The organism is Pseudobutyrivibrio ruminis, assembly GCF_015057245.1.
Lineage (GTDB): Bacteria > Bacillota > Clostridia > Lachnospirales > Lachnospiraceae > Pseudobutyrivibrio > Pseudobutyrivibrio ruminis_E.
Map to the genome: position 1 here is coordinate 23,682 of NZ_SVET01000019.1, position 22,846 is coordinate 46,527.

Sequence of the window (22,846 nt, forward strand, 5' to 3'; positions counted from 1 at the left end):
ATGAAAAAACAATTAGTATCCGCATTGCTTGTTTTGACTATGTGCACATCATTGATTGCCTGCGGCAAAGATGAAGCAGACGATACAGCGGCTGATGATGCAGCAAGCAATACAGCACAGGAGGTAGTTGAACCAGTTGATGATTCTGCAGCTTTTTGGGATCAGGTTTCAGAAGATGGCAAGGTTCGAAGCTACTTAACTGGAGATTGGGTTGATGCTGAGTATGGCAGACAGCGCCCAGTTGCAGTCATGATTGAGAACACAAAGGCATGTTTACCACAGTATGGTATTGGTAATGCTGGTGTTATCTATGAATGCGTTGTTGAAGGTGGAATCACTCGTATGATGGCTATCTTTGATGATTATTCAGGATTAGACCAGATTGGTAATATCCGTAGTTCACGTCCTTATTACGTATATTTTGCTAGTGAGTATGATGCTATTTACATGCATGCAGGTGGTAACCCAGCAGCATTTGAGCTTATCGATGACAAGAATCTTGTAGACAACATCAATGCTCTTACTGTAGAAGGTACAAAGGGTAAGGCAGCTGCTTTCAGAACTGGTAAGGGTGAGCACACTCTCTATACAAATTCTGATGGTATTGATATTGGTATTGAAAAGCTTGGATATGACACAGAGCTTCCATCAAACTATGAGCCTCACTTCACATTTGCTGCAGATGGTAATGACCTTTCTAGCGGTGAAGATTGCCAGGCTATCCAGCTTTACTACTATACAAACAAGCCTTATTGGATTTACAACGAGGATGATGGTTTATATTACAGATATGAGTTCAATCAGAAGCAGGTTGATGCTATTACTGGTGAGCAGCTTACAGCTAAGAACATCATTATCCAGAATGTAGAGTGGTGGACATATGAAGGATCTCAGTATCTTGGATACCTTCTTTCATACAACACAGGTACTGGTAAGTACATCTCTAATGGAAAGATGATTGATATTGTTTGGTCAAAAGATGGTGATACTGATATCACACATTATTATGACTTAAACTCAGGCGAAGAAATTCAGCTTAATGTTGGTGTAACTTGGATTCAGGCTTGCCAGCAGGATTACACAGATGAAACTGTATACTATGCAGATAAATCAGAATTTAGTAAGGCAAATTAATTAGTTTATGAATGCTAAAAAAAGGCGTAGCGATACCGGTTTTTTAATGCAGGGATCAATTCTTGCTATGGCTTCAATTATCAGTCGTATTGTGGGACTTATTTACAGAGTCCCACTTACGGCTACTATTGGAAAAACAGGAAATGATTACTACGGTACCGCTTATGAAATTTACAACATAATATTACTTATATCTTCTTATAGCATACCTCTCGCGGTATCAAAGCTAGTTTCAGCGAGAATAGCCAAAGGGCACATTAAGGACGCAACTAAGGTTTTACATGGCGCCCTTCTTTTTGCGTTTATAAGTGGTGGTATTGCATCCATAATTGTATTCTTTGGAGCAGAGTTCTTCACAGGTACTGTATTAAAGACACCTCTTGCGGCTATTGCTTTAAAGGTTTTGGCGCCTACATTACTTGTAGTTGCTATTCTTGGTGTATTTAGAGGCTTTTTCCAGGGCCTTGGCACAATGATTCCAAGTGCTATTTCTCAGATAGGAGAGCAGTTGGTTAACGCTGTTGTTTCTGTAGTGGCAGCAACTTTATTATTCAGCTACGGAAAAAAGGTTGGCGGTGTTTTAGGTAATGTTTCAGATTATGCAGCTGCTTTTGGTGCGGCTGGTGGAACACTTGGAACATCTACAGGTGCTTTGTTTGCTCTTTGTTTCATTATTTTCATTTTCTTTGCTTTCAAGAAGGTCCTTAAGAGAATGATAAAGAAGGATAGACATAAGCATTTTGAAACCTTTGGTGATATTTTACCAGTTTTAATTATGACAATAATCCCTGTACTGCTTAGTACAACGGTTTACAATATAAGCTCTATAATTGATCAGGGTATTTTCAAAAATCTTGCTTTGTTGCAGGGCTATGATTCAAAGGTTACCAGTGAATCATGGGGTGTGTTCACTGGTCAGTATAAGGTTCTTATAAATGTACCTTTAGCAATTGCATCTTCAATGGCTGCATCTACAGTTCCTAGTTTGACTGCTGCATTTAATTCTAATGACAAAGATGTAGTTAAAAGACAGATTAATGCGGCTAATAGATTTGTTATGGTGATTGCTTTCCCATGTGCTGTAGGACTTATGGTACTTGCTTCACCAATTATGCTTTTGTTATTCAATGATGCTGAAAGCTCATCTGCATTAATGCTTATTATTGGTGGATGCTCAGTTGTTTTCTATTCCCTTTCAACTCTTTCCAATGGAATTCTTCAGGGAATTGATAAAATGACTATTCCAGTAAAAAATGCGCTTATTGCACTTGTTGCTCATGTGGTACTTTTGTTTGTATTGATGGAAGTATTTAAATTACACATCTATGCTGTAATCATTGCTAATGCTTTTTATGCACTTATGATGTGCTTCCTTAATCAATCTGCAGTACTTAGATTCTCTGGAGCAAGGATTGATGTTAAAAAGGTTGTACTTGCGCCACTTGAAGCATCAGCTCTTATGGGACTAGTTGTTTATCTCATTTATCATATGCTAGATGCCATTTTGGTTATTGGTATGTCAGAAAAGGTAGCAAACCTTTTTGCATGTGTTATTTCTATAGTTGTTGGAGCGGTAGTCTACTTTGTAGCGATGCTTCTCTTTAAAGGTATAGATGAGGAAACACTTTTAAAATTCCCAGGTGGAACAAGACTTTGTCAGATAGCATATAATTTACATTTGTTGAGGTAGTTTTATGAATACAGATGAAAAGGTATATGATGTTTGTATAATAGGTGCCGGATTTTCAGGACTTGTTCTCGCAATCAAACTTGCGAGAGCAGGTCTTTTGGTCTGTTTAGTGGAATTAAATCGTATGGTTGGCAGAAGAATTTTATCTACTGGCAATGGCCGATGCAACTTCACAAACAGTAGAATGGGGGCTCAATATTATTACAGCAATCACAGCCTTGATTTTATTTCAGATAATCATAATGATTTACGCCAATTTCTTAATGAATTAGGGGTATACGACAAGGATTTGGATGGATATTATTATCCGATTACAAATCAAGCCAAGACAGTTAGAGAAGCACTTGAAAATGAAATTAGTTTTCTTGGAATCGATGTTCTTCTTGATAATAGAGTTACAGAAGTTTCAAAGGCAGATTTATTTAAAGTTACTACCGCTAGAACTATCGTAAATGCGAAGAAGGTTTGCGTTGCTTCAGGTGGGCTTGCTGCTGCAACTCTTGGATCTTCTAAAATCGGTTATAAAATAGCACAAAGCTTTAAAATGAAAACAACAAAGCTTTCACCGGCCCTTGTTGGCGTTAAATCTTCTAGCCAGTGCTTAAAAGAATTAGCAGGAGTTAGAGCTACAGGTGTAGTTTCATACAAGGATTACAGTTGTGAGGGAGAAATCCAGTTCAATAAAGATAGCGTATCAGGATATCCTATCATGTGCATTAGTCGTTTTATCGGCTTTGATGAGCTGGATAAAAAACTATCGGATATACGAATTGATTTTATTCCTTATCTTTCAGCAGAACAATTGAAGGAAGAGCTAAATAAAAGATTTAATCGTAATCCAAAAGCCACAATTTTGACTGCACTAGTAGGGTTTTGTAATGAAAAAGCTATTGAGCAAATTGTTAGTTATTCCAGAATCTATGGTGACACAACTGTAGATCGTTTGGATGAAGAAGATATAGATAATCTTGTTTACTTTTTCAAGAATTTTTCTATTCCTGTAGACGGGACAAAGGGATTCGACAGTGCTCAAGTCACAGCTGGAGGTGTTGATTTATCAGAAATCGATACTTCTTCAATGGAATCACTAAAGTGTAAAGGTTTGTATTTTACTGGTGAAGTGTTGGATGTAGATGGAATATGCGGAGGATACAATCTCAACTGGGCATATACATCTGCTGATATTGCATCTAAATCGATTATAAAGGAATTACAATGATTAGAATTGATCAAGTTAAGGTAGAGGTATCTGGACAGGAAGCTGATTTAAAACAGATTGTTGCTAAGAAGTTAAAAGTCAGCGAAGGTGAAATCAAATCCTTAGAGATTTTAAAGAAGTCTGTAGATGCCAGAAAAAAGCCAATTATTTACTTCGTATATTCGATAATTGTTCAATTATCAAATGATAATGAAAAGAGAATATTGGCTAAATTTAAAAAAGATAACAATATAAATAGCTATGTTCCTAAAGCTTACAATATGCCAAAAGCATCAGATTGGACTGGCGATAGACCTATTGTAATAGGTGCTGGCCCTGCTGGATTATTTGCCGCATATATTCTTGCATTAAACAATCTTAATCCTATAGTTTTTGAAAGAGGAAAAAAGGTTGATGAAAGAACAGCTGATGTTTTGAAATTCTGGGAGACTGGAATTCTTGATACCACATCTAATGTACAGTTTGGCGAGGGTGGTGCCGGAACATTTTCTGACGGCAAGCTAAATACCCTTGTAAATGACAAATTTGGACGTAACAAATTCGTTCTTGATACATTTGTCAAGTTTGGAGCCAATAGCAATATTTTATATGATTACAAGCCTCATATAGGCACTGATGTTTTAAAGAATGTCATTGCAAATATGAGAGATGAAATCATCAGACTTGGCGGTGAGTTTTTATTTGGTACAGCTGTCGATGGTTTTATTATCGAAAATGAGAAAATTACAGGGGTAAGAGCCTGTGACACAATATACAAATCAAGCCATGTGATTCTTGCAGTAGGACATAGTGCAAGAGATACATTCAAAATTCTTCACGAATCTGGCGTTTATATGGAGGCAAAGGATTTTGCTGTTGGATTTAGAATCGAGCATCCTCAGGAGATGATTTCTCGCAGTATGTATGCAGATGGCTACAAAAACCTTGAGCCTGCACCATACAAGCTTGCTACTAATCTTGATAATGGCCGTGGCGTTTATTCATTCTGTATGTGTCCAGGTGGCTTTGTAGTTAATTCTTCATCTGAGGAAAACAGACTTGTTGTTAATGGTATGAGCTATTCTAAGCGTGATAGCAAAAATGCCAACAGTGCCATAGTTGTATCAGTTGGTGGGCGAGAGTTTGATAAAACAAATCCTCTTGCAGGCGTAGAATATCAGCGCACCCTTGAAGAAAAAGCATTTAGCTTGTGTAATGGAAAAATTCCACAACAGCTGCTTGGAGATTTTAAACTAAAGAAATTGTCTACAAGCTTCGGTGATTTCTCTTCTGAAACAAAGGGGCAGACAGCATTTGGATTGCTATCTGATATATTTTCTCAGGAAATTTACCAGTCTGTTATTGACGGTATAGGTGTTTTTGGGACTAAAATAAAAGGGTTCGATAGAGATGATGCGATTTTCTCTGGCGTTGAAAGTAGAACTTCATCTCCAGTAAGAATTAGTCGTGATGAATTCTATCAGGCTAACATAAAAGGTCTATATCCTTGCGGAGAGGGTGCAGGCTATGCAGGCGGTATAACATCTGCTGCAATGGACGGAATGAAAGTTGCAGAGGCTGTTATATCCAACATGAATTTATAAGAATAGGTGGGATAATAATTGGCTGAATACACTCCAATGATGCAGGAGTATCTTAAAACAAAAGCGGAATATGAAGATTGTATCTTGTTTTACCGTCTAGGTGATTTTTATGAGATGTTTTTTGAAGACGCAAAGACTGCATCTAGAGAACTTGAATTAACACTTACAGGAAAGTCTTGCGGAGCAGAAGAACGTGCACCTATGTGCGGAGTTCCTTTCCATGCTGCAGACACATATATTAATCGCTTGGTTGCAAAGGGCTACAAAGTTGCAATTTGTGAGCAGGTGGAGGACCCAAAAGAAGCAAAGGGGCTTGTTAAAAGAGAAGTAATTAGAGTTGTTACTCCTGGTACAAACATTGATCAGCTTGCACTAGAAGAAGGAAGCAATAATTACATCATGTCTTTGTATTATACAAAGGGGGTGATTGGAATTGCTTGCTGTGATGTTTCTACTGCTGATTTCTATTTGACTGAAGTTAACGAAACTAGAAAGCTTACAGATGAGCTTTACAGATTCACTCCAGCTGAAATAATCTACAGCAAATCAATCTATGAATCAGGAATCGATATTACTGATTATGCGGACAAATTAAATATAGCTCTTACTCAGCTTGATGAATCTTACTTTGATGATACTTTAAGCACACGTGAGCTTTTGAATCATTTTAAAGCTCATTCTTTAGAGGGCTTAGGTTTAATTGATTTTTCTGTTGGTAAGGTATCTGCGGGTTCATTATTACTTTACTTAAAAGAGACACAGAAATCAGAGCTTACACATTTAACACATATCACTCCATATACAGATGGCAAGTTTATGCTGATTGACAGCTCTACTCGCAGAAATCTTGAATTAACCGAGACAATGAGAGATAAACAAAAGCGTGGATCACTTCTTTGGGTTTTGGATAAAACTAAAACTGCCATGGGTGCAAGACAGCTTAAGAGCTTTATTGAACAGCCGCTTGTATCGGTAGATGAAATCATTAAAAGACAGGATGCTATCGAAGATATTAATGGCTCTTTGATTGACAGAGAAGAGCTCAGAGAATATCTTTCATCAGTTTACGATTTAGAGCGTCTTATTACAAAAATCACATATCAATCAGCCAACCCAAGAGATTTGATAGCATTTAAGCAATCTATCGGCATGCTTGCTCCAATCAAAACATTGCTTGATGGCTTTCATTCACATCTAATCAGGGATTTGAATGCAAGTATCGATGATCTTAAGGATTTGTATGTGCTCATTGATAATGCTATTGCGGAGGAGCCTCCAATCAGCTCACGTGATGGCGATATTATAAAGACTGGATACAACGAAGAAGTAGACAGACTTCGTTCTGCTAAGATAGATGGCAAGCAGTGGCTTGCTGAGCTTGAAGCAAAAGAGCGTGATAAGACTGGAATTAAAAATCTAAAGATAAAGTTCAACAAGGTTTTTGGATTTTATCTTGAGGTTACAAATTCATATAAGGATTTGGTTCCTGATTATTACGTAAGAAAACAGACTCTTACAAATGCTGAGCGCTATTACACACCAGAGCTAAAAGAGCTGGAAGATAGCATTTTAGGGGCTGAGGATAGATTAAATACTATCGAGTATGAGTTCTTCAAAGCAGTCAGAGATACAATTGCTGGTGAGGTAGATAGAATTCAAATTAGTGCAAAGGCCATTGCCACACTTGATGCAATCATTTCGCTTGCAGTTGTTGCTGAAAAGAATCACTATGTGAGACCGGTAATTAATAATCGTGGAGTATTAGATATCAAGGAAGGACGTCATCCTGTTGTTGAGCAGATGATAAATGCCGACCAGTTCATATCTAACGATTGTTATTTGGATCAGGATTCCAACACCATCGCAATTATTACAGGCCCTAATATGGCAGGTAAATCTACATACATGAGACAGGTTGCACTTATTGTGCTTATGGCTCAAATCGGTAGCTTCGTTCCAGCTACTAGCGCAACAATTGGTGTTGTAGATAGAATCTTTACCAGAGTAGGTGCATCAGATGATTTATCAACTGGTCAATCTACATTCATGGTAGAGATGAATGAAGTAGCTAATATTTTGCATAATGCTACTAGCAAATCACTTTTGATTCTTGATGAGATAGGCCGTGGAACTTCCACATATGATGGACTTTCAATTGCATGGTCTGTTGTTGAACATGTGGCTTACAATATTGGTGCAAAGACTTTATTTGCAACACATTATCATGAGCTTACAGAATTGGAAGGTCAGATAAAAGGAGTGCATAATTACTGCATCGCAGTACAGGAAATGGGAGAGGATATTATATTCCTTAGAAAAATCATTTCTGGCGGCGCAGATCAAAGTTACGGTATACAGGTAGCCAGACTGGCAGGCTTACCTGAGGAGGTGCTTTCAAGGGCACGTACAATCGTAGATTCTTTAAATGAAAATGATATTGCTGCAGTTTCGGATAAGATTGCTCTGCAGGAAAAATTCGAAGAAAAGCTCAAAGAAGCTACAGGATTAGAGATTTCTGAATCTGAGGCACAGATAATTACAGAGCTAAAGAATCTTGATGTTACAAAGATAACTCCCCTTGAAGCTATGAACATATTGTTTGAGTATCACAATAAGGTGAAAGAATAATGGGAAAAATTAATTTACTTAGCCAGGAAACTATTGACAAAATCGCAGCAGGAGAGGTTGTTGAAAGACCTGCTTCTGTTGCAAAAGAGCTTATTGAAAACAGTATTGATGCTGGAGCAACAGCTATTTCTGTTGAGATAAAGGGCGGCGGAATAGAATATCTTCGTATAACCGATAATGGTTCTGGAATTGATAAGGATCAAATCCAAATCGCATTTTTGCGTCATTCAACCAGCAAAATCGAAGATGCTGCTGATTTAGCTAATGTTAGATCATTGGGATTTAGAGGAGAGGCTTTATCCAGCATTTCTGCTGTAGCTAAAGTCGAGCTTATTACAAAAACTAAGGACTCTCTACTTGGTGCATCCTACATTATCGAAGGCGCAAAGGAAGTATCTCTTACAGATATTGGAGCCCCTAATGGCACTACATTTATTATTAGACAGCTGTTCTTTAACACACCAGCTAGAAAGAAGTTTTTAAAGTCTGAAAGCACTGAGGGAAGCTATGTATTTGATGTTGTTGAGCATTTGGCTTTATCCCATCCTGAGATTTCGTTTAAGTTCTTGCTTAACGGCAAAGAAAAGCTTATGACTTCAGGTAATGGTGTGCTTTCAGATACCATATATCAGATTTATGGACGTCAGATAGCATCCAATGTTTTGGAGATAAATTACAAAGATGAAAGAGTTTCAATCAACGGCTTTATTGGAAAATCAGTTATTGCCAGAGGAAATCGAGCTTTTGAGCATTTCTTTGTAAATAACAGATATATTAAAAGCAATAATCTTTCTAGGGCTTGCGAAGAGGGATATTACGGCTTTTTGATGGGACATCAGTATCCATTCTTTGTAATTAATATCAATTTTGAAGATGGTGCTGTTGATGTTAATGTACATCCAACAAAGCAGGAAGTTCGATTCGAGGATGAGGCTTTTATACTTGAGATTCTTACTAAAGTAATAAATGATCGTCTTAGAAAAAGAGAAGATGTTCTTGAAGCTCATATTGATGAGCCAAAAGCATCAGCTCCTGCGCCAGTAATTGAAACATATACAGAGTTTGTTTCTAAGCCAGCTGTAGAACAGGAATCAGATTCTTCTTCATATGAAGTCTCAAATGATTCTGTGTCAGAAAAGGAACCGGAAATTATCCCTCCTGTGAAGGTAAAGCTTCCTGAACCATTCGAAAGGGATAGACTTGAAAAGATAAAAGCTCAGGTTACAAGTCAAATTCGACAGGACACACCTTACGAAAAGAAATTTGCTGAGAACAATCTAGACAAAACAAAGTATGAGCAGATTAGCTTTTTAAAGCAGGAAGCAGTTAAAGAGCACAAAATTATCGGTCAGGTATTTGATACATATTGGATTATTGAATATGATAAAAATATGTATATCATAGACCAGCATGCTGCTCATGAGAAAGTTCTTTTTGAAAAGACAATGGCTCGTCTCAAAAACAATGAAATGACATCTCAGATGGTTAGCCCACCAGTTATTATTTCATTGTCACCTCAGGATGTTCTTCTGTTTGAAAACTATCATGAGGCTTTTGAGAAGCTTGGATTTAGAGTGGAATCCTTTGGAGGAAATGAGCTTGCTATCAATGGAGTTCCTGGTAACCTATTAAATCTGGATCCAAAGACATTTTTCCTTGAGATACTTTCAGATTGTGAGAGCTTCAAGGCATCAGATTCATTTGACATGATTGTTGAGAGAGTGGCTTCTATGTCATGTAAGGCTGCTGTAAAGGGAAATAATAGGCTTTCTATTCCAGAGATTAAAACCCTAATCGATGATTTATTAAAGCTTGATAATCCATATCATTGCCCTCATGGTAGACCTACAATGATTTCGTTTTCAGAATACGAATTAGCAAAGAAATTTAAAAGGATTGTTTAATGGATAAATTAGTAATCTTAACTGGACCAACTGCGGTCGGCAAAACTTCACTATCAATTAATCTCGCCAAGGCTATAAATGGCGAGATTATTTCTGCTGACAGCATGCAGGTTTATAGAAAAATGGATATAGGTACAGCGAAGGTTACACCTGAAGAAATGGACGGGGTTCCACATCATTTGATTGATGTGATTGAGCCTACTGAGGATTATCATGTTGTAAAGTTTCAACAAATGGTAAAGGATGCCATGGCAGATATTTATTCCAGAGGAAAAATTCCTATCATTTGCGGAGGAACTGGATTTTACATACAAGCGATTTTGTATGATATTGATTTTACAGAAAATGATATCGATAAATCCTACCGTCAGTCCCTAGAAGATTTTGCTGATAAGTATGGAAATGATGCTTTGCATGAAAAGCTTAAGGAAATTGATCCTGAGTCGGCAGAAACTATTCCGGCTGCAAATAGAAAAAGAGTTATTAGAGCTATTGAGTATTATGAGCAGACAGGTGAAAAGTTCTCTGTTCACAATGCTACTCAAAGAGAAAAAACTAGCCCTTATAACTTTGCTTATTTTGTATTAAATGACGATAGGGAATTGCTATATAATCGAATTAATAAAAGAGTTGATATAATGATGGAGGATGGCTTGTTATCCGAAATCGATAGCCTACTTGCTATGGGCGTCAAAAAGGGTATGACTTCCATGGATGGAATTGGTTACAAAGAATTATTGTCTTACAAGGATGGCGAGATATCTTTAGATGAGGCAGTAGAGCTTATCAAAAAGAACTCTAGAAACTACGCCAAGCGTCAACTCACTTGGTTTAGAAGAGAAAAAGAAGTCATTTGGCTTGATAAAACAGTTTATACGACAAGTGATGCTTTACTTGAAAAGATTTTAACTTGTTTGAAAGAGAAAGGAATTATAGAAAGTGTTTAGTATTTATAAGGATTTTGGTATTTCTAAAGAAGTTTATGATTACGGTGAGGAGATTCTAAAAGGTCTTAAGGACAGATTCGAGGAAATCGATAAAACAGCAGAGTTCAATCAGCTTAAGGTTCTTAAGGCTATGCAGAAACACAAGGTTGCAGCTGAGTGCTTCAACACATCTACTGGATACGGTTATGATGATGTTGGACGTGATACATTGGAAAAGGTGTATGCATCAGTTTTTAAAACAGAGGATGCTCTTGTTCGTCCACAGATTACATGTGGTACACATGCCCTTGCTCTTGCATTAATGAGTAATCTTAGACCAGGTGATGAACTACTTTCACCTGTTGGAAAGCCATACGATACACTTGAAGAGGTAATTGGAATTCGTCCTTCAAACGGTTCTTTAGCTGAGTATGGCATTACATATGCACAGGTTGATTTGCTTGAAGATGGCGGATTTGACTACGATGGAATCAAAGCAGCTATTAATGAAAAGACAAAGCTTGTAACTATTCAGCGTTCTAAGGGATATGCAAATCGTCCTACATTATCAGTTTCACAAATCGGAGAGCTTATTTCATTCATCAAAGGTATTAAGCCAGATGTTGTCTGCATGGTAGATAATTGCTACGGAGAATTTGTTGAGAGAATCGAGCCAACAGAGGTTGGTGCTGATATGTGTGTAGGCTCTCTTATCAAGAATCCAGGCGGCGGACTTGCTCCTATTGGAGGATATATCGTAGGAACTAAGGAATGCGTTGAAAATGCTGCACACAGATTAACTTCTCCAGGACTTGGAAAGGAAGTTGGTGCTTCACTTGGAATTATGCAGTCATTCTATCAGGGATTCTTCCTTGCACCTACAGTTGTTGCTGGTGCTTTAAAGGGTGCTATTTTTGCAGCAAATGTATATGAGAAGCTTGGATTCCTTTGCGTCCCTAATTCTACAGAATCAAGACATGATATTATTCAGGCTGTTTCATTCCTTAAGCCAGAGGGGCTTATTGCTTTCTGTGAGGGAATTCAGGCAGCTGCTCCTGTAGATTCATACGTTACTCCAGAGCCTTGGGATATGCCTGGTTACGACAGTAAGGTTATCATGGCGGCCGGTGCATTTGTTCAGGGTTCATCAATTGAATTATCAGCAGACGGCCCACTTCGTGACCCATATACAGCCTTCTTCCAGGGCGGCCTTACATGGAATCATGCTAAGCTTGGTATACTAAATTCACTCCAAAAACTAGTGGATGCTTGCCTTGTGATGAAGTCTCAACTGTGTTAAAATTTTTAGGATGTTTTATATAAAAATATATACGGAGGAAAACCATGGCCAATTCATTTGGTATTGATATAGGAACCCAGAATCTTAAGATTTTTAGCGGTTCTAATAATCAAATTACTGACATAAAAAATACTATAGCAATCGTTAACAAGAATCAGATGTATTCATATGGTGATGCAGCTTATTCTATGTACGAAAAAGCTCCAGACACAATCAATGTTTCATTCCCAATTGTTTCTGGTGTTATTGCTGATTTCGATAATATGCAAACTATGCTTTTCGAAGTTATCGAAAAGGACTTAAAGGGCAAGATTAAGGGTAGTGACATTGTTGTTGCTGTACCTACAGACATTACTGAGGTAGAAAAGAAGGCTTTCTCTGACCTATTTAGCAAGGCAAAGAATAAGCCACATTCTATCAGAGTTTGCGAGAAGCCTATTGCCAGCGCTATCGGTATGGGACTTGATGTTTCAGAGCCAACAGGTGTTATGGTGGTAGATCTTGGAGCAGATACAACTGAGATTTCTGTTATTTCCCTTGGTGGCCTCGTTTTATCAGAGCTTCTTCCATTTGGTGGAAATCAGATTGATGAGTCAATCGTTACATACCTTAAGAGAAACTTTAATCTTGTAATTGGACAAAAGACTGCAAAGCAGCTTAAAGAAGAAATCGGTTCAGCACAGGAGGGAAGAGGACAGAAGCTTACTGTTGTAGGCCGTGATGTAGTTAGCGGTCTTCCTATCGAGATGGAAGTTGAGAGCGATACAATCTACAACGCTATCAAGAATGATTTAGAGAGCTTCTGCACAAATGTAAAGCTTATCCTTGAAAAAGTTCCACCAGAGCTTGCAAAGGATATTGTTCACTCTGGTATTTATCTTACTGGTGGTACATCTCAGCTTTATCAATTAACAGATTTATTCTCAGAGGTTACAAACATTAAGGTTAATGTAATGGATGAGCCACAGGAATCTTGTGTTAGAGGTTTAGGACAGGTTCTTTCAGACTCTAAATACAAAATTTATGGATATAGCATGAGGGCAAGGATTTTCAAATAATGAGACAAAGAAAAGCAAATGGCGGTATTCCAAGTAAATATTTGCTAATGATTTTATCTATTGTTTGTATAATGCTTTTGTTTTTCAGTTATTCAACTGGTTTTTCAGGTGGTCCATTAGAGACAATTGCCAATCATATCTTTATTCCTATGCAAAAGGGTATAGATTACATTGGCAGCTCTATAGCCATTTCTTCAGCTGATACCAAGACACGTGAGGAATTGGTTGCTGAAAACGAAGAGCTTCAAGCGCAGGTTGATGAGCTTAATTCTACTATCAACAATTATGAGCTAAAGCTTAAAGAATTAGATGAATTACAGGAATTATACGAACTAGATCAGACTTACTACGACTATGAGACAACTGGTGCCAGAATCATCGGCAAAGGCACATCTAATTGGTTCAATACATTTACTATTGATAAAGGTACCAAGGATGGAATAGAGGTAGATATGAACGTTATCGCAGATGGCGGTCTTGTTGGTATCGTCACTTCTGTTGGAGATTCTTATGCAGTTGTTCGCGCAATCATAGATGACACTTCTAATGTTAGCGCAACTATATCATCTACCGAAGATAACTGTATTGTTTCAGGTTCTCTTGAGAACATGACAGCCAGCAATCTTATCTTGTTTTCAGATTTGGATGATGACGAAGATAAGGTAGCTATTGGTGATGTTATCGTTACATCTAACATTTCTGACAAATATCTTCCAGGATTGATGATAGGCTATGTTTCATCTGTATCTTTGGATGAAAATGAGCTTACTAAATCTGGAACAGTCACACCTGTTGTAGATTTTAAGCATTTATCTAATGTCCTTGTTATTAAGCAGATAAAGGAGTCATACGAAAGTGAGTGATTTTAAGCAATATTTAAAGAAAATATTGATTATAGCCCTTGTCATTTATGTATGCTTCTTACTGCAGACAAGTGTTTTTTCTAGATATAGACTTGCAGGTGTTACACCTAATGTCTTGATTTGTGTGGTATCTACTTACGGCTTTATGAAAGGCCGTAAATACGGTATCCTCATTGGCTTTTTTGTAGGTATTCTTTTGGATATCTTTTCAGGCGGACTCTTTGGTATGTACGCACTGATTTATATGTATATAGGTCTTTTAAATGGCCTCTTTAAAAAGCAGTTCTTTGGTGACGATTTACGTCTTCCAATGATTCTTATTGGGACAAGTGATTTAATCTATGGCGTTGCCACTTATCTCACTTTGTTTGCAATCAGATCTCAGTATGATTTTTCTTATTATCTTTTGAATATCATTTTACCTGAGGTTGTTTACACTTTACTTGTATCCATTTTTGTTTATTATGCAATTCTTCACATAAACAATTGGGTCGAAAAACTAGAAAAGAAAGGTTCTGATAGAATTGGATATTATTAAGGACTTTTTTGAAAATGCATTTTCTTCACGTATTCGCGTGGTTATAGTAGCAATGATTGCCTTTGCTGCTATTCTTATTTCACGTCTTTTTTATTTGCAAATATTAAATGGTAGTGAATATCAGGATAATTACAATTTAAAACTTGAAAAGACTGAATCAATTGCAGCTACAAGAGGAAATATATACGATAGAAACGGCAATTTGCTGGCTTATAATGAGCTGGTATACGCCGTTACTATTCAGGATACTGGAACTTATTCTTCTACAACAGAGAGAAGCCAGTCGTTAAATACAGAAATTGCTGAAATCATTTCTAAGCTTGAAAGCAATGGGGATACCATTGATAACGATTTTGGAATTTATATTGACTCATCAGGTTCATTCCAGTTTTTAAGTTCCGGCTCTGCGTTACAGCGTTTTAGAGCTGATATATTTGGCAAGAATAGCGTTGATGATTTGGAATATAACGAAAAGCTTGGAATAGACGAAGCAACTGCAACAGCTGGTCAGATTGTTGAATATCTTGAAGGCGAAAAAGTTTACAATATCTCTGATGAGTATTCTAAAAAGCTTCGTTATGAAATCATGGTTGTTCGCTACAATATGGGCCAGAATTCATATCAGAAATATATCTCTACAGTTATTGCATCAGATGTTTCTGATGAATCAGTTGCATTCATTAAGGAAAATATTAACGAGCTTACTGGTGTAGATGTAGAACAAAAGTCCCTTCGTCGTTACGTAGACAGCGAATACTTTGCTCATATTATTGGATATACTGGTCAGATTTCCACTTCAGAATATAAAGAGCTTTCTGCCACAGATAGTACCGTCGAAACAACAGATATAGTTGGTAAATCAGGTATTGAAAAATATATGAATGATTATCTTTCTGGTACAAAGGGCTTTGAAACTTTGTACGTTGATAGTGTAGGTAATACTATCGCAGAGGGAGATTACCAGGCGGCTGTTTCCGGAAATGACGTTTATCTGTCTATTGATATGGATTTACAAAAGGCAGCTTATATTCTCTTGGAGCAGGAGATTGCAGGTATTCTATATTCAAAGATTCAAAACATCAAAGAGTACAGCACAACATCTTCAAGTGATGTAGTTGTACCAATCTACGATGTTTATTATTCTTTGATAAAAAATGGAATCATCGATATTAACGCATTTTCTGATCCTAATGCATCACAGACTGAAAAGGATGTTTTGAGTGCATACGAGGTTAAAGAAAAAGAGGTTTTGGCTACTTTAAAGAGTCAGCTAAAGGCTTCTAATGAGACTGTTTATAATCAGCTTCCTGAAGAGTACCAGGCCTATTCTACTTATATCGTTACTACACTTAAGAGCCTTGGTATTTTTGACGCTAGCGCTATTGATACTTCTTCAGATGTACAGACAAGCTGGACATCAGAGGAGATGGCTGTAAACAAATACCTTATCTATGCAATCGAGCAGAACTGGATTGATATTACCAAGTACGAATCAGAAGCAAAGTACGCTGATACAGATGAGCTTTACTCTGATTTAATTGATTATATAATCGATTACCTTTCAACTGATACTTCATTCCAAAAGCTAGTTTATAAGTACCTTCTTTTGGATGATAATATTTCTGGAAGCCAGCTTTGTTTGATTTTATATGAGCAGGGTGTCCTTTCTAAGGAAGATGATGAGGATTACACCAAGCTTGCAGGAGGCCAAATTACAGCATATGAATTTATGCTTTCAAAGATTAAGTCTTTGGAAATCACACCAGGTCAGCTTGCCCTTGATCCTTGTTCAGGTTCAACTGTTCTTATCGATGTAAAAACAGGTGAAGTTCTAGCGATGGTTACTTATCCTGGCTATGATAACAACAAGCTTGCTAATTCTGTAGATGCAGACTATTATTCGTACCTTACAAATAGTGCGGCTAATCCTTTGTATAACTACGCTACTCAGCAGAGAACAGCCCCTGGTTCTACATTCAAGATTGTCAGCTCTACAGCAGGTTTGGCAGAAAATGTTATTACTACAACTTCTGAAATCGTCGATTTAGGACAATACACTAAGGTATCAAATAATCCTAAGTGTTGGATTTATCCAAGTAATCACGGTAGCATCAATGTTTCTGAAGCAATCAGAGATTCTTGTAACTATTTCTTCTATGAAGTTGGTTGGAGATTAGCTGGTGGTGATGGCGCTTATGATGACGCCACTGGTATTGATAAGATTACAGAATATGCATCGCTATACGGATTAGATGAGACTACTGGAATTGAAATAGAAGAAAACTCACCTCATATTGCTACAGAGTATCCTGTTATGGCTGCTATCGGTCAGTCAGATAACAACTACACCACAATTGGTTTAGCAAGATATGCTGCAGCTATTGCAAGCGAGGGAACAGTATACAACCTTACACTTCTTGATAGTGTGAGAGACGCTGATGGAAATGTTATTGAAAGCTATAGTCCTTCAGTTAGAAATCAGATAGATGTACTTAATGCATCAGAATGGGATGCTATACATTATGGTATGAGAATGGTGTGCGAGTCGCTTTCATCATTTAACGGATTTTCTGTTGAAGTTGCAGGTAAGACTGGTACTGCTCAGCAGGTTGCATCTCGTCCTAACCACGCTTTATTTATAGGCTTTGCACCATATAGTGATCCAGAGATTTCTATCGCTACACGTATTGCTTATGGTTATACATCACATAATGCTGCCGAGGTTTCAAAGGATATTTTGGCTTATTACTTTGGTGTATCTGCAACAGAAGACTTACTTAGTGGTGAGGCTAGCACTGTTTCAAATTCAGAAAATGAATTTACAGATTAAAATACTTTTTAACAATAAAGGGAGATAATATTATGAGTAATGACCCAGTCATTTTAAAAAGTAATAAATATGGATTAACTCTTCAATTGGATGCGACTATTCCATTCGAAGACCTTGTAAGAGCTGTTTGCAAAAAGTTTGCTCAGTCTGCCGATTTCTTCGGTGAGACTGAGATGATTTTGGAAACTCAGGGTAGAGAGCTTTCTGCCGAAGAGGGAATGGTTATTATTCAAGCTATTGAGCTTAATTCTAAAATCAAAATTATCCTTATTCATGAAAAAAATGAACTCAAGGATACAAGAATGCTTGGTCAGATAGATAAATTCTATTCTGATGAGATTTTCGAAAACGCCAAAATCATTAGAGGCTCAGTTATGAAGAATGATTCAATTACTTCGGATTCAAGCCTTGTTATACTTGGAGATGTAAAGTCTAAGGCATCAGTTCAGGCTAAGGGCAATATTATTGTTTTAGGCGCTTTAGAAGGAGCAGCCTATGCTGGATATCCAGACAACACTGGATGCTATATAGCAACTGGTCTTTTAGATAGCAACAACATTCAGATTGGTACTGTTAATGGCGCTATTAGAATTCAGGAAAAATGGTCTTTTAGAGTTCATAAGAAAGAGATAGAGCCTATGGGCGTATCTGTATGGAATAGAGAGCTCTTAGCTGAGCCTCTTAGCAGTGGATTACTTAGAAGGATTAAAAATTAATGTTTCACAATTATAAGTTTAAAAATCTCGATGTAAAGTTAATAATTGCTGTTATTACTCTTACCATTATTGGTATTTTCGTTATTGGAAGTGCAAATGAAGCAAATCAGCAAAAGCAGATTTTAGGAATGATTTTGGGAATCTTTGTAATGGCTGGTATGGCGCTGTTAGACTATGATTTCCTGTTACATTTTCATTGGGTATATTATTTCCTTGTATTAGGCCTATTGGCATCTGTTTTGCTTTTTGGTGAAAAATCAGGTGGTGCTACACGTTGGATTGATGTTGGTATCAGATTCCAGCCTTCTGAGTTGGCTAAGATTTTGCTTATTCTGTTTTTTGCATGGTTCTTTATGATGCATGAAGAAGATATTAATAAGCCAAAAACTTTAGCTATAACAATTGTATTATCAATGTTTCCACTACTTTTGATTGAAAAAGAACCAGATTTATCAACCACAATTGTCACAATGATGATTATTTGTGTTATGATATTTGTAACGGGAGTTAGTTACAAGTTAGTAGGAGCAATCTTAGGTGTTACTGTACCTGGTATTGCATTATTACTGTTTCTTGTAACAAGAGAAGGTCAGACGATTCTTGATGAATATCAGGGTCTTAGAATCCTTGCATGGCTCAAGCCTGATGAATATCCTGCAAGCTCATATCAGCAGCAGAATTCTATCATGGCCATTGGTTCAGGCCAGCTATTGGGAAAAGGTCTTGGAAATCAGGCGTTTGACTCGGTTAAAAACGGAAATTATATTTCTGAACCTCATACAGATTTTATTTTTGCCGTAGCGGGAGAAGAGTTAGGTTTTGTTGGTTCGGCACTTATAATAATACTTATATTTTTTATAACTATCGAAATACTAATGATAGCTAAGAATGCAAAGGACATTGCTGGCAAGCTTATCTGCATAGGTATGGCTGCCCTTATTGGATTCCAGAGCTTTGTTAATATTTGCGTTGTTACAGGCTTAATGCCAAATACAGGTTTGCCATTGCCATTTGTAAGTTATGGTTTGACTTCACTTGTGACGATTTATTTTGGTATAGGTATTGTTTTAAATGTAGGGCTTCAGTCCAAAAATAACAATGGGAGGCTTTTTTAAATGAATATTGGTTTGGTAGCACACGACTCTAAGAAGAAGCTTATGCAAAATTTCTGTATTGCTTACAGAGGTATTCTTAGCAAGAACGAAATTTTTGCAACAGGTACTACTGGAAGACTTGTAGAGGAAGTTACTAATCTTAGTGTACATAAATACTTAGCTGGACATTTAGGTGGCACACAGCAATTAGGTGCTCAGATTGAGCAGAATGAGATTGATTTGGTTATTTTCCTTAGAGATCCACTTACTGTTAAGTCTCATGAGCCTGATGTTAATAACATTGTTCGTATATGCGATGCTAATAACATCCCTCTTGCTACAAATTTAGCAACAGCTGAGTTACTTATTAAATCACTTGATAGAGGAGATCTTGAGTGGCGTGAGATGTATAAATAAATTATTAAGCTTTATACTGATTATTTGTATATCTTTACCATTTGTTGCATGTGGCAACACCACAGAATCGGTTACATCCTATCAGATGTATGATACTTCCTTTACATACGGTATCACACATAATGGTTCTACATCTAATGTTCAGTTATTTGCTAAGAATCTGTGTGTTGCTGGTACAGATGATTTAGGAACTTCAGCAGTAGATTCACAGGTGGCTGGCGCTGCAGGTGCTTTCAATACTACAGAGCAATCAGTGGTATATGCACAGTCATTACATGAAAAAATGTATCCTGCATCTACTACCAAGATTTTAACGGCTTATATAGCTTGTTTATATGGTAATTTAGATGATTATTATACGGTAAGCGCAAATGCAGTTGATCAAGCTAGCGATTCATCAGTTATTAATCTTAAAGAAGGGGATGTAATTTCCCTGAGAGATTTGCTATATGGTTTGATGCTTAGGTCTGGAAATGATGCTGCTGTTGCTATTGCAGAAGGAATCAGCGGCGATGTAGATACATTTGCGGCTCTTATGAATAGCACAGCCAAATCTCTTGGCGCAACAAATTCAAATTTTGTTACTCCTAATGGTTTGCATGATGAAAACCATTACACAACTGTTTATGATATGTATTTAATATTAAATGCAGCTATGGCTAATGAACAGTTCTATACTATTTTTACAGCAAGCACATACACGGCTAGCTATACAAGTGGTGGAGAAGCAAAGACTCAGGAGTGGAAGACCACAAATCAATACATTACTGGAAATGTAAATACACCTTCAGGCTTCACTATTTTAGGTGGTAAAACTGGTACAACAGGAGCTGCAGGCTATTGCTTGGTTCTTCTTTCGGAAAATGAAGACCACGACAAAATAATATCGATTGTTTTTAACGCAGATTGTCGTTCTAATTTATATCTGCTCATGAATGAAATACTTAGTAACTATTGCCTATAATTTGGCATTTAGTATTTAGGTTTTAACAGCATTATGTTAAAATTGATGTAACTAAAAATTTAAGGGAGGTATTTTGACATGGTGGAAATTATTTCAGGCGAAAAGGGTAAAGGCAAGACAAAGTATTTACTTGACAAGGTTAACAGTGATGTCAAAAAGGTTGACGGATCTGTTGTTTACATTGACAAGAATACGAAGCACATGTACGAACTTGATTCGAAGATTCGATTGATAAACATGGGGGATTATCCAGTTGAATCTACAGATGAGTTTTTAGGTTTCCTTAGTGGAGTTTTATCTCAGAATGCGGATATTCAAGAAGTATTTCTTGATAGTTTTCTTACTGTTTCCTACGTTGATTCATCAGACGGTCTTAATGTAGCCCTTAATAAGCTTGATAAGATTTGCAACATGTATGATGTTAAATTCGTTTTATCAGTTAGTAAAAATGAAAAGGATTTGCCAGAAAATGCGAAAGGCAAAATCATTATCTCTTTATAATTAATGAGTATATTAGGGCACGGTTTGCGTGCCCTATAATTATGTTAGACAATATATGAAAAGAAAAAAGAAAAATGATAACAAAATAATTAAATACCCAAAGCAATACCATTTTTCTATTGGTTTTATCGTCATAGGCGTAATGTTTATCTATATGATGTATCATTTATTTACTTATGTCACTGCAGATAACATTACTGTTTATGAGGTGTCACAGGGTTCTATATCTTCAAATCTTGAATATAATGCCCTTGCTATCAGACAAGAGCAGATTGTGTATGCGGATAATTCTGGAGATATTTTGTACCTTGCTGAAAATTTTGGTAAAGTTGGCTCAAAATCCCAGGTGTACGCGTTAGACACCACAGGTGAAATCTTATCCTCACTGGAGGATTCTGGTGATGATTCAGAGATTGTTTTAGATGAAGAAGATTATTCTAAGATTCAATCTACAGTTTCTAATTATTTAATTGATTATGACGGTATTAATTTTACTAAGACATATTCATTTAAAAATGACTTAGAATCTCAGGTTGAACAATTATATACAGTTTCGGCTATGGAATCTATGGGGGATTCACTGGACTCTGCAATAGCTTCTGGTTCCTTTAATATCTATAACAGTGCCACACCAGGCCTGGTAGTATATTCAATTGATGGAATGGAAGATTTAACAACCGATACGTTTACTGCAGATTCTTTTGATACTTCAGAATATTCTACTGAAAATCTTAAAGCACAGGAATCTGTTGTTGTAGGTCAGCCTGTATATAAGCTTATTACATCGGATCATTGGAATTTAGTATTGGAAGTAGATCAGGATTTATATGATTCTCTGCAAGGAGAATCTTATTTAAAGATAAGGTTCTTAGAGGATGATACTGAAACCTGGACAAATCTTGAATTCCAGGAGAAAGCCGGAAAATATTATCTTGTTTTAACTTTGGATGATTCCATGGATCGCTTCGCTGATTCTCGTTATGTACATGTGAAGATTATTAATAACAATATTTCTGGTTTAAAGATTCCTAATTCGTCAATCGTTGAAAAAGAGTTCTATACAATACCAAAGGACTATATGATGCAGGGGAACAATACCGATGATGCTGGCTTCCTTCTTCAATCTGGTTCAGAAAATATGTATATTACTCCAACAATATATTATGAGTCTGATGAGTATTACTATATAGATGATGAAATTGTTACTAGAGGCGATAAGTTAATCAAGCCTAATTCTAATGAGCAGTATGTAGTTGGTTCTACCACTGATAAATTGGAAGGCGTATATAATGTCAATAAAGGCTATGCGGTATTTAAGCAGATAGAAATACTTTATCAGAATGATGATTATTCAATAATTAAAACCGGTACAAACTATGGTATATCCATGTATGACCATATTGTATTACAGGGCGATGAAGTAGAAGAAAATTCAATCATAAATTAATAAATACAATCTTGATTTAATTAAGGAGCTTTTG

Annotated in this window: 18 protein-coding genes; all 18 read left to right on the forward strand. The window is 36.7% G+C overall.

Annotated elements, in window-relative coordinates:
* Complete coding sequence (locus E7274_RS12465) at positions 1–1,134, forward strand: DUF3048 domain-containing protein (protein ID WP_090393983.1); 1,134 nt, start codon at positions 1–3, stop codon at positions 1,132–1,134.
* Positions 1,135–1,141: 7 nt separating this feature from the next.
* Complete coding sequence (locus tag E7274_RS12470; RefSeq protein ID WP_304176320.1) at positions 1,142–2,824, forward strand: putative polysaccharide biosynthesis protein; 1,683 nt, start codon at positions 1,142–1,144, stop codon at positions 2,822–2,824.
* 4 nt (positions 2,825–2,828) lie between these two features.
* Complete coding sequence (locus E7274_RS12475; protein WP_304176322.1) at positions 2,829–4,043, forward strand: aminoacetone oxidase family FAD-binding enzyme; 1,215 nt, start codon at positions 2,829–2,831, stop codon at positions 4,041–4,043.
* Complete coding sequence (locus E7274_RS12480; protein WP_304176324.1) at positions 4,040–5,626, forward strand: NAD(P)/FAD-dependent oxidoreductase; 1,587 nt, start codon at positions 4,040–4,042, stop codon at positions 5,624–5,626. Before E7274_RS12475 ends, E7274_RS12480 begins: the two co-directional genes overlap by 4 nt.
* A gap of 36 nt (positions 5,627–5,662) precedes the next feature.
* Positions 5,663–8,254: a DNA mismatch repair protein MutS gene (mutS, locus tag E7274_RS12485; protein WP_090479079.1), complete on the forward strand. Its 2,592-nt coding sequence runs from the start codon at positions 5,663–5,665 to the stop codon at positions 8,252–8,254.
* Entirely contained in the window at positions 8,254–10,158 is a 1,905-nt protein-coding gene (gene mutL / locus E7274_RS12490) for a DNA mismatch repair endonuclease MutL (RefSeq protein ID WP_090478985.1), read from the forward strand. The genes mutS and mutL overlap by 1 nt, the downstream gene beginning before the upstream one ends.
* Positions 10,158–11,105, forward strand: coding sequence for a tRNA (adenosine(37)-N6)-dimethylallyltransferase MiaA (gene miaA, locus E7274_RS12495; RefSeq protein ID WP_304176326.1), 948 nt, complete (start codon positions 10,158–10,160; stop codon positions 11,103–11,105). Before mutL ends, miaA begins: the two co-directional genes overlap by 1 nt.
* On the forward strand, positions 11,098–12,384 hold the full coding sequence (locus E7274_RS12500; protein ID WP_304176328.1) for a methionine gamma-lyase family protein: 1,287 nt from the start codon (positions 11,098–11,100) through the stop codon (positions 12,382–12,384). The genes miaA and E7274_RS12500 overlap by 8 nt, the downstream gene beginning before the upstream one ends.
* 44 nt (positions 12,385–12,428) lie before the next feature.
* Positions 12,429–13,442 carry a rod shape-determining protein gene (gene mreB / locus E7274_RS12505; RefSeq protein WP_044934366.1) on the forward strand — a complete coding sequence of 338 codons (1,014 nt, stop codon included), beginning with the start codon at positions 12,429–12,431 and terminating at the stop codon, positions 13,440–13,442.
* A complete protein-coding gene (gene mreC, locus E7274_RS12510; protein ID WP_304176330.1) occupies positions 13,442–14,305 on the forward strand; it encodes a rod shape-determining protein MreC in 864 nt (287 codons plus the stop codon). Before mreB ends, mreC begins: the two co-directional genes overlap by 1 nt.
* On the forward strand, positions 14,298–14,843 hold the full coding sequence (gene mreD / locus E7274_RS12515) for a rod shape-determining protein MreD (protein ID WP_044934371.1): 546 nt from the start codon (positions 14,298–14,300) through the stop codon (positions 14,841–14,843). Before mreC ends, mreD begins: the two co-directional genes overlap by 8 nt.
* Positions 14,830–17,673, forward strand: a complete 2,844-nt coding sequence (locus E7274_RS12520) for a penicillin-binding transpeptidase domain-containing protein (RefSeq protein ID WP_304176332.1) — start codon at positions 14,830–14,832, stop codon at positions 17,671–17,673. The genes mreD and E7274_RS12520 overlap by 14 nt, the downstream gene beginning before the upstream one ends.
* A 32-nt stretch (positions 17,674–17,705) precedes the next feature.
* Positions 17,706–18,389, forward strand: a complete 684-nt coding sequence (locus E7274_RS12525) for a septum site-determining protein MinC (protein ID WP_304176334.1) — start codon at positions 17,706–17,708, stop codon at positions 18,387–18,389.
* On the forward strand, positions 18,389–19,504 hold the full coding sequence (locus E7274_RS12530) for an FtsW/RodA/SpoVE family cell cycle protein (RefSeq protein WP_044934375.1): 1,116 nt from the start codon (positions 18,389–18,391) through the stop codon (positions 19,502–19,504). Before E7274_RS12525 ends, E7274_RS12530 begins: the two co-directional genes overlap by 1 nt.
* Positions 19,505–19,900, forward strand: a complete 396-nt coding sequence (locus E7274_RS12535; RefSeq protein WP_028236218.1) for a methylglyoxal synthase — start codon at positions 19,505–19,507, stop codon at positions 19,898–19,900. It begins immediately after the preceding gene.
* Complete coding sequence (locus E7274_RS12540) at positions 19,884–20,864, forward strand: D-alanyl-D-alanine carboxypeptidase family protein (protein WP_155952399.1); 981 nt, start codon at positions 19,884–19,886, stop codon at positions 20,862–20,864. The genes E7274_RS12535 and E7274_RS12540 overlap by 17 nt, the downstream gene beginning before the upstream one ends.
* Positions 20,865–20,942: 78 nt before the next feature.
* Positions 20,943–21,365, forward strand: coding sequence for a hypothetical protein (locus E7274_RS12545; RefSeq protein WP_044934379.1), 423 nt, complete (start codon positions 20,943–20,945; stop codon positions 21,363–21,365).
* A gap of 55 nt (positions 21,366–21,420) precedes the next feature.
* Positions 21,421–22,812 carry an HlyD family efflux transporter periplasmic adaptor subunit gene (locus E7274_RS12550; RefSeq protein WP_304176336.1) on the forward strand — a complete coding sequence of 464 codons (1,392 nt, stop codon included), beginning with the start codon at positions 21,421–21,423 and terminating at the stop codon, positions 22,810–22,812.
* Positions 22,813–22,846 lie beyond the last annotated feature (34 nt).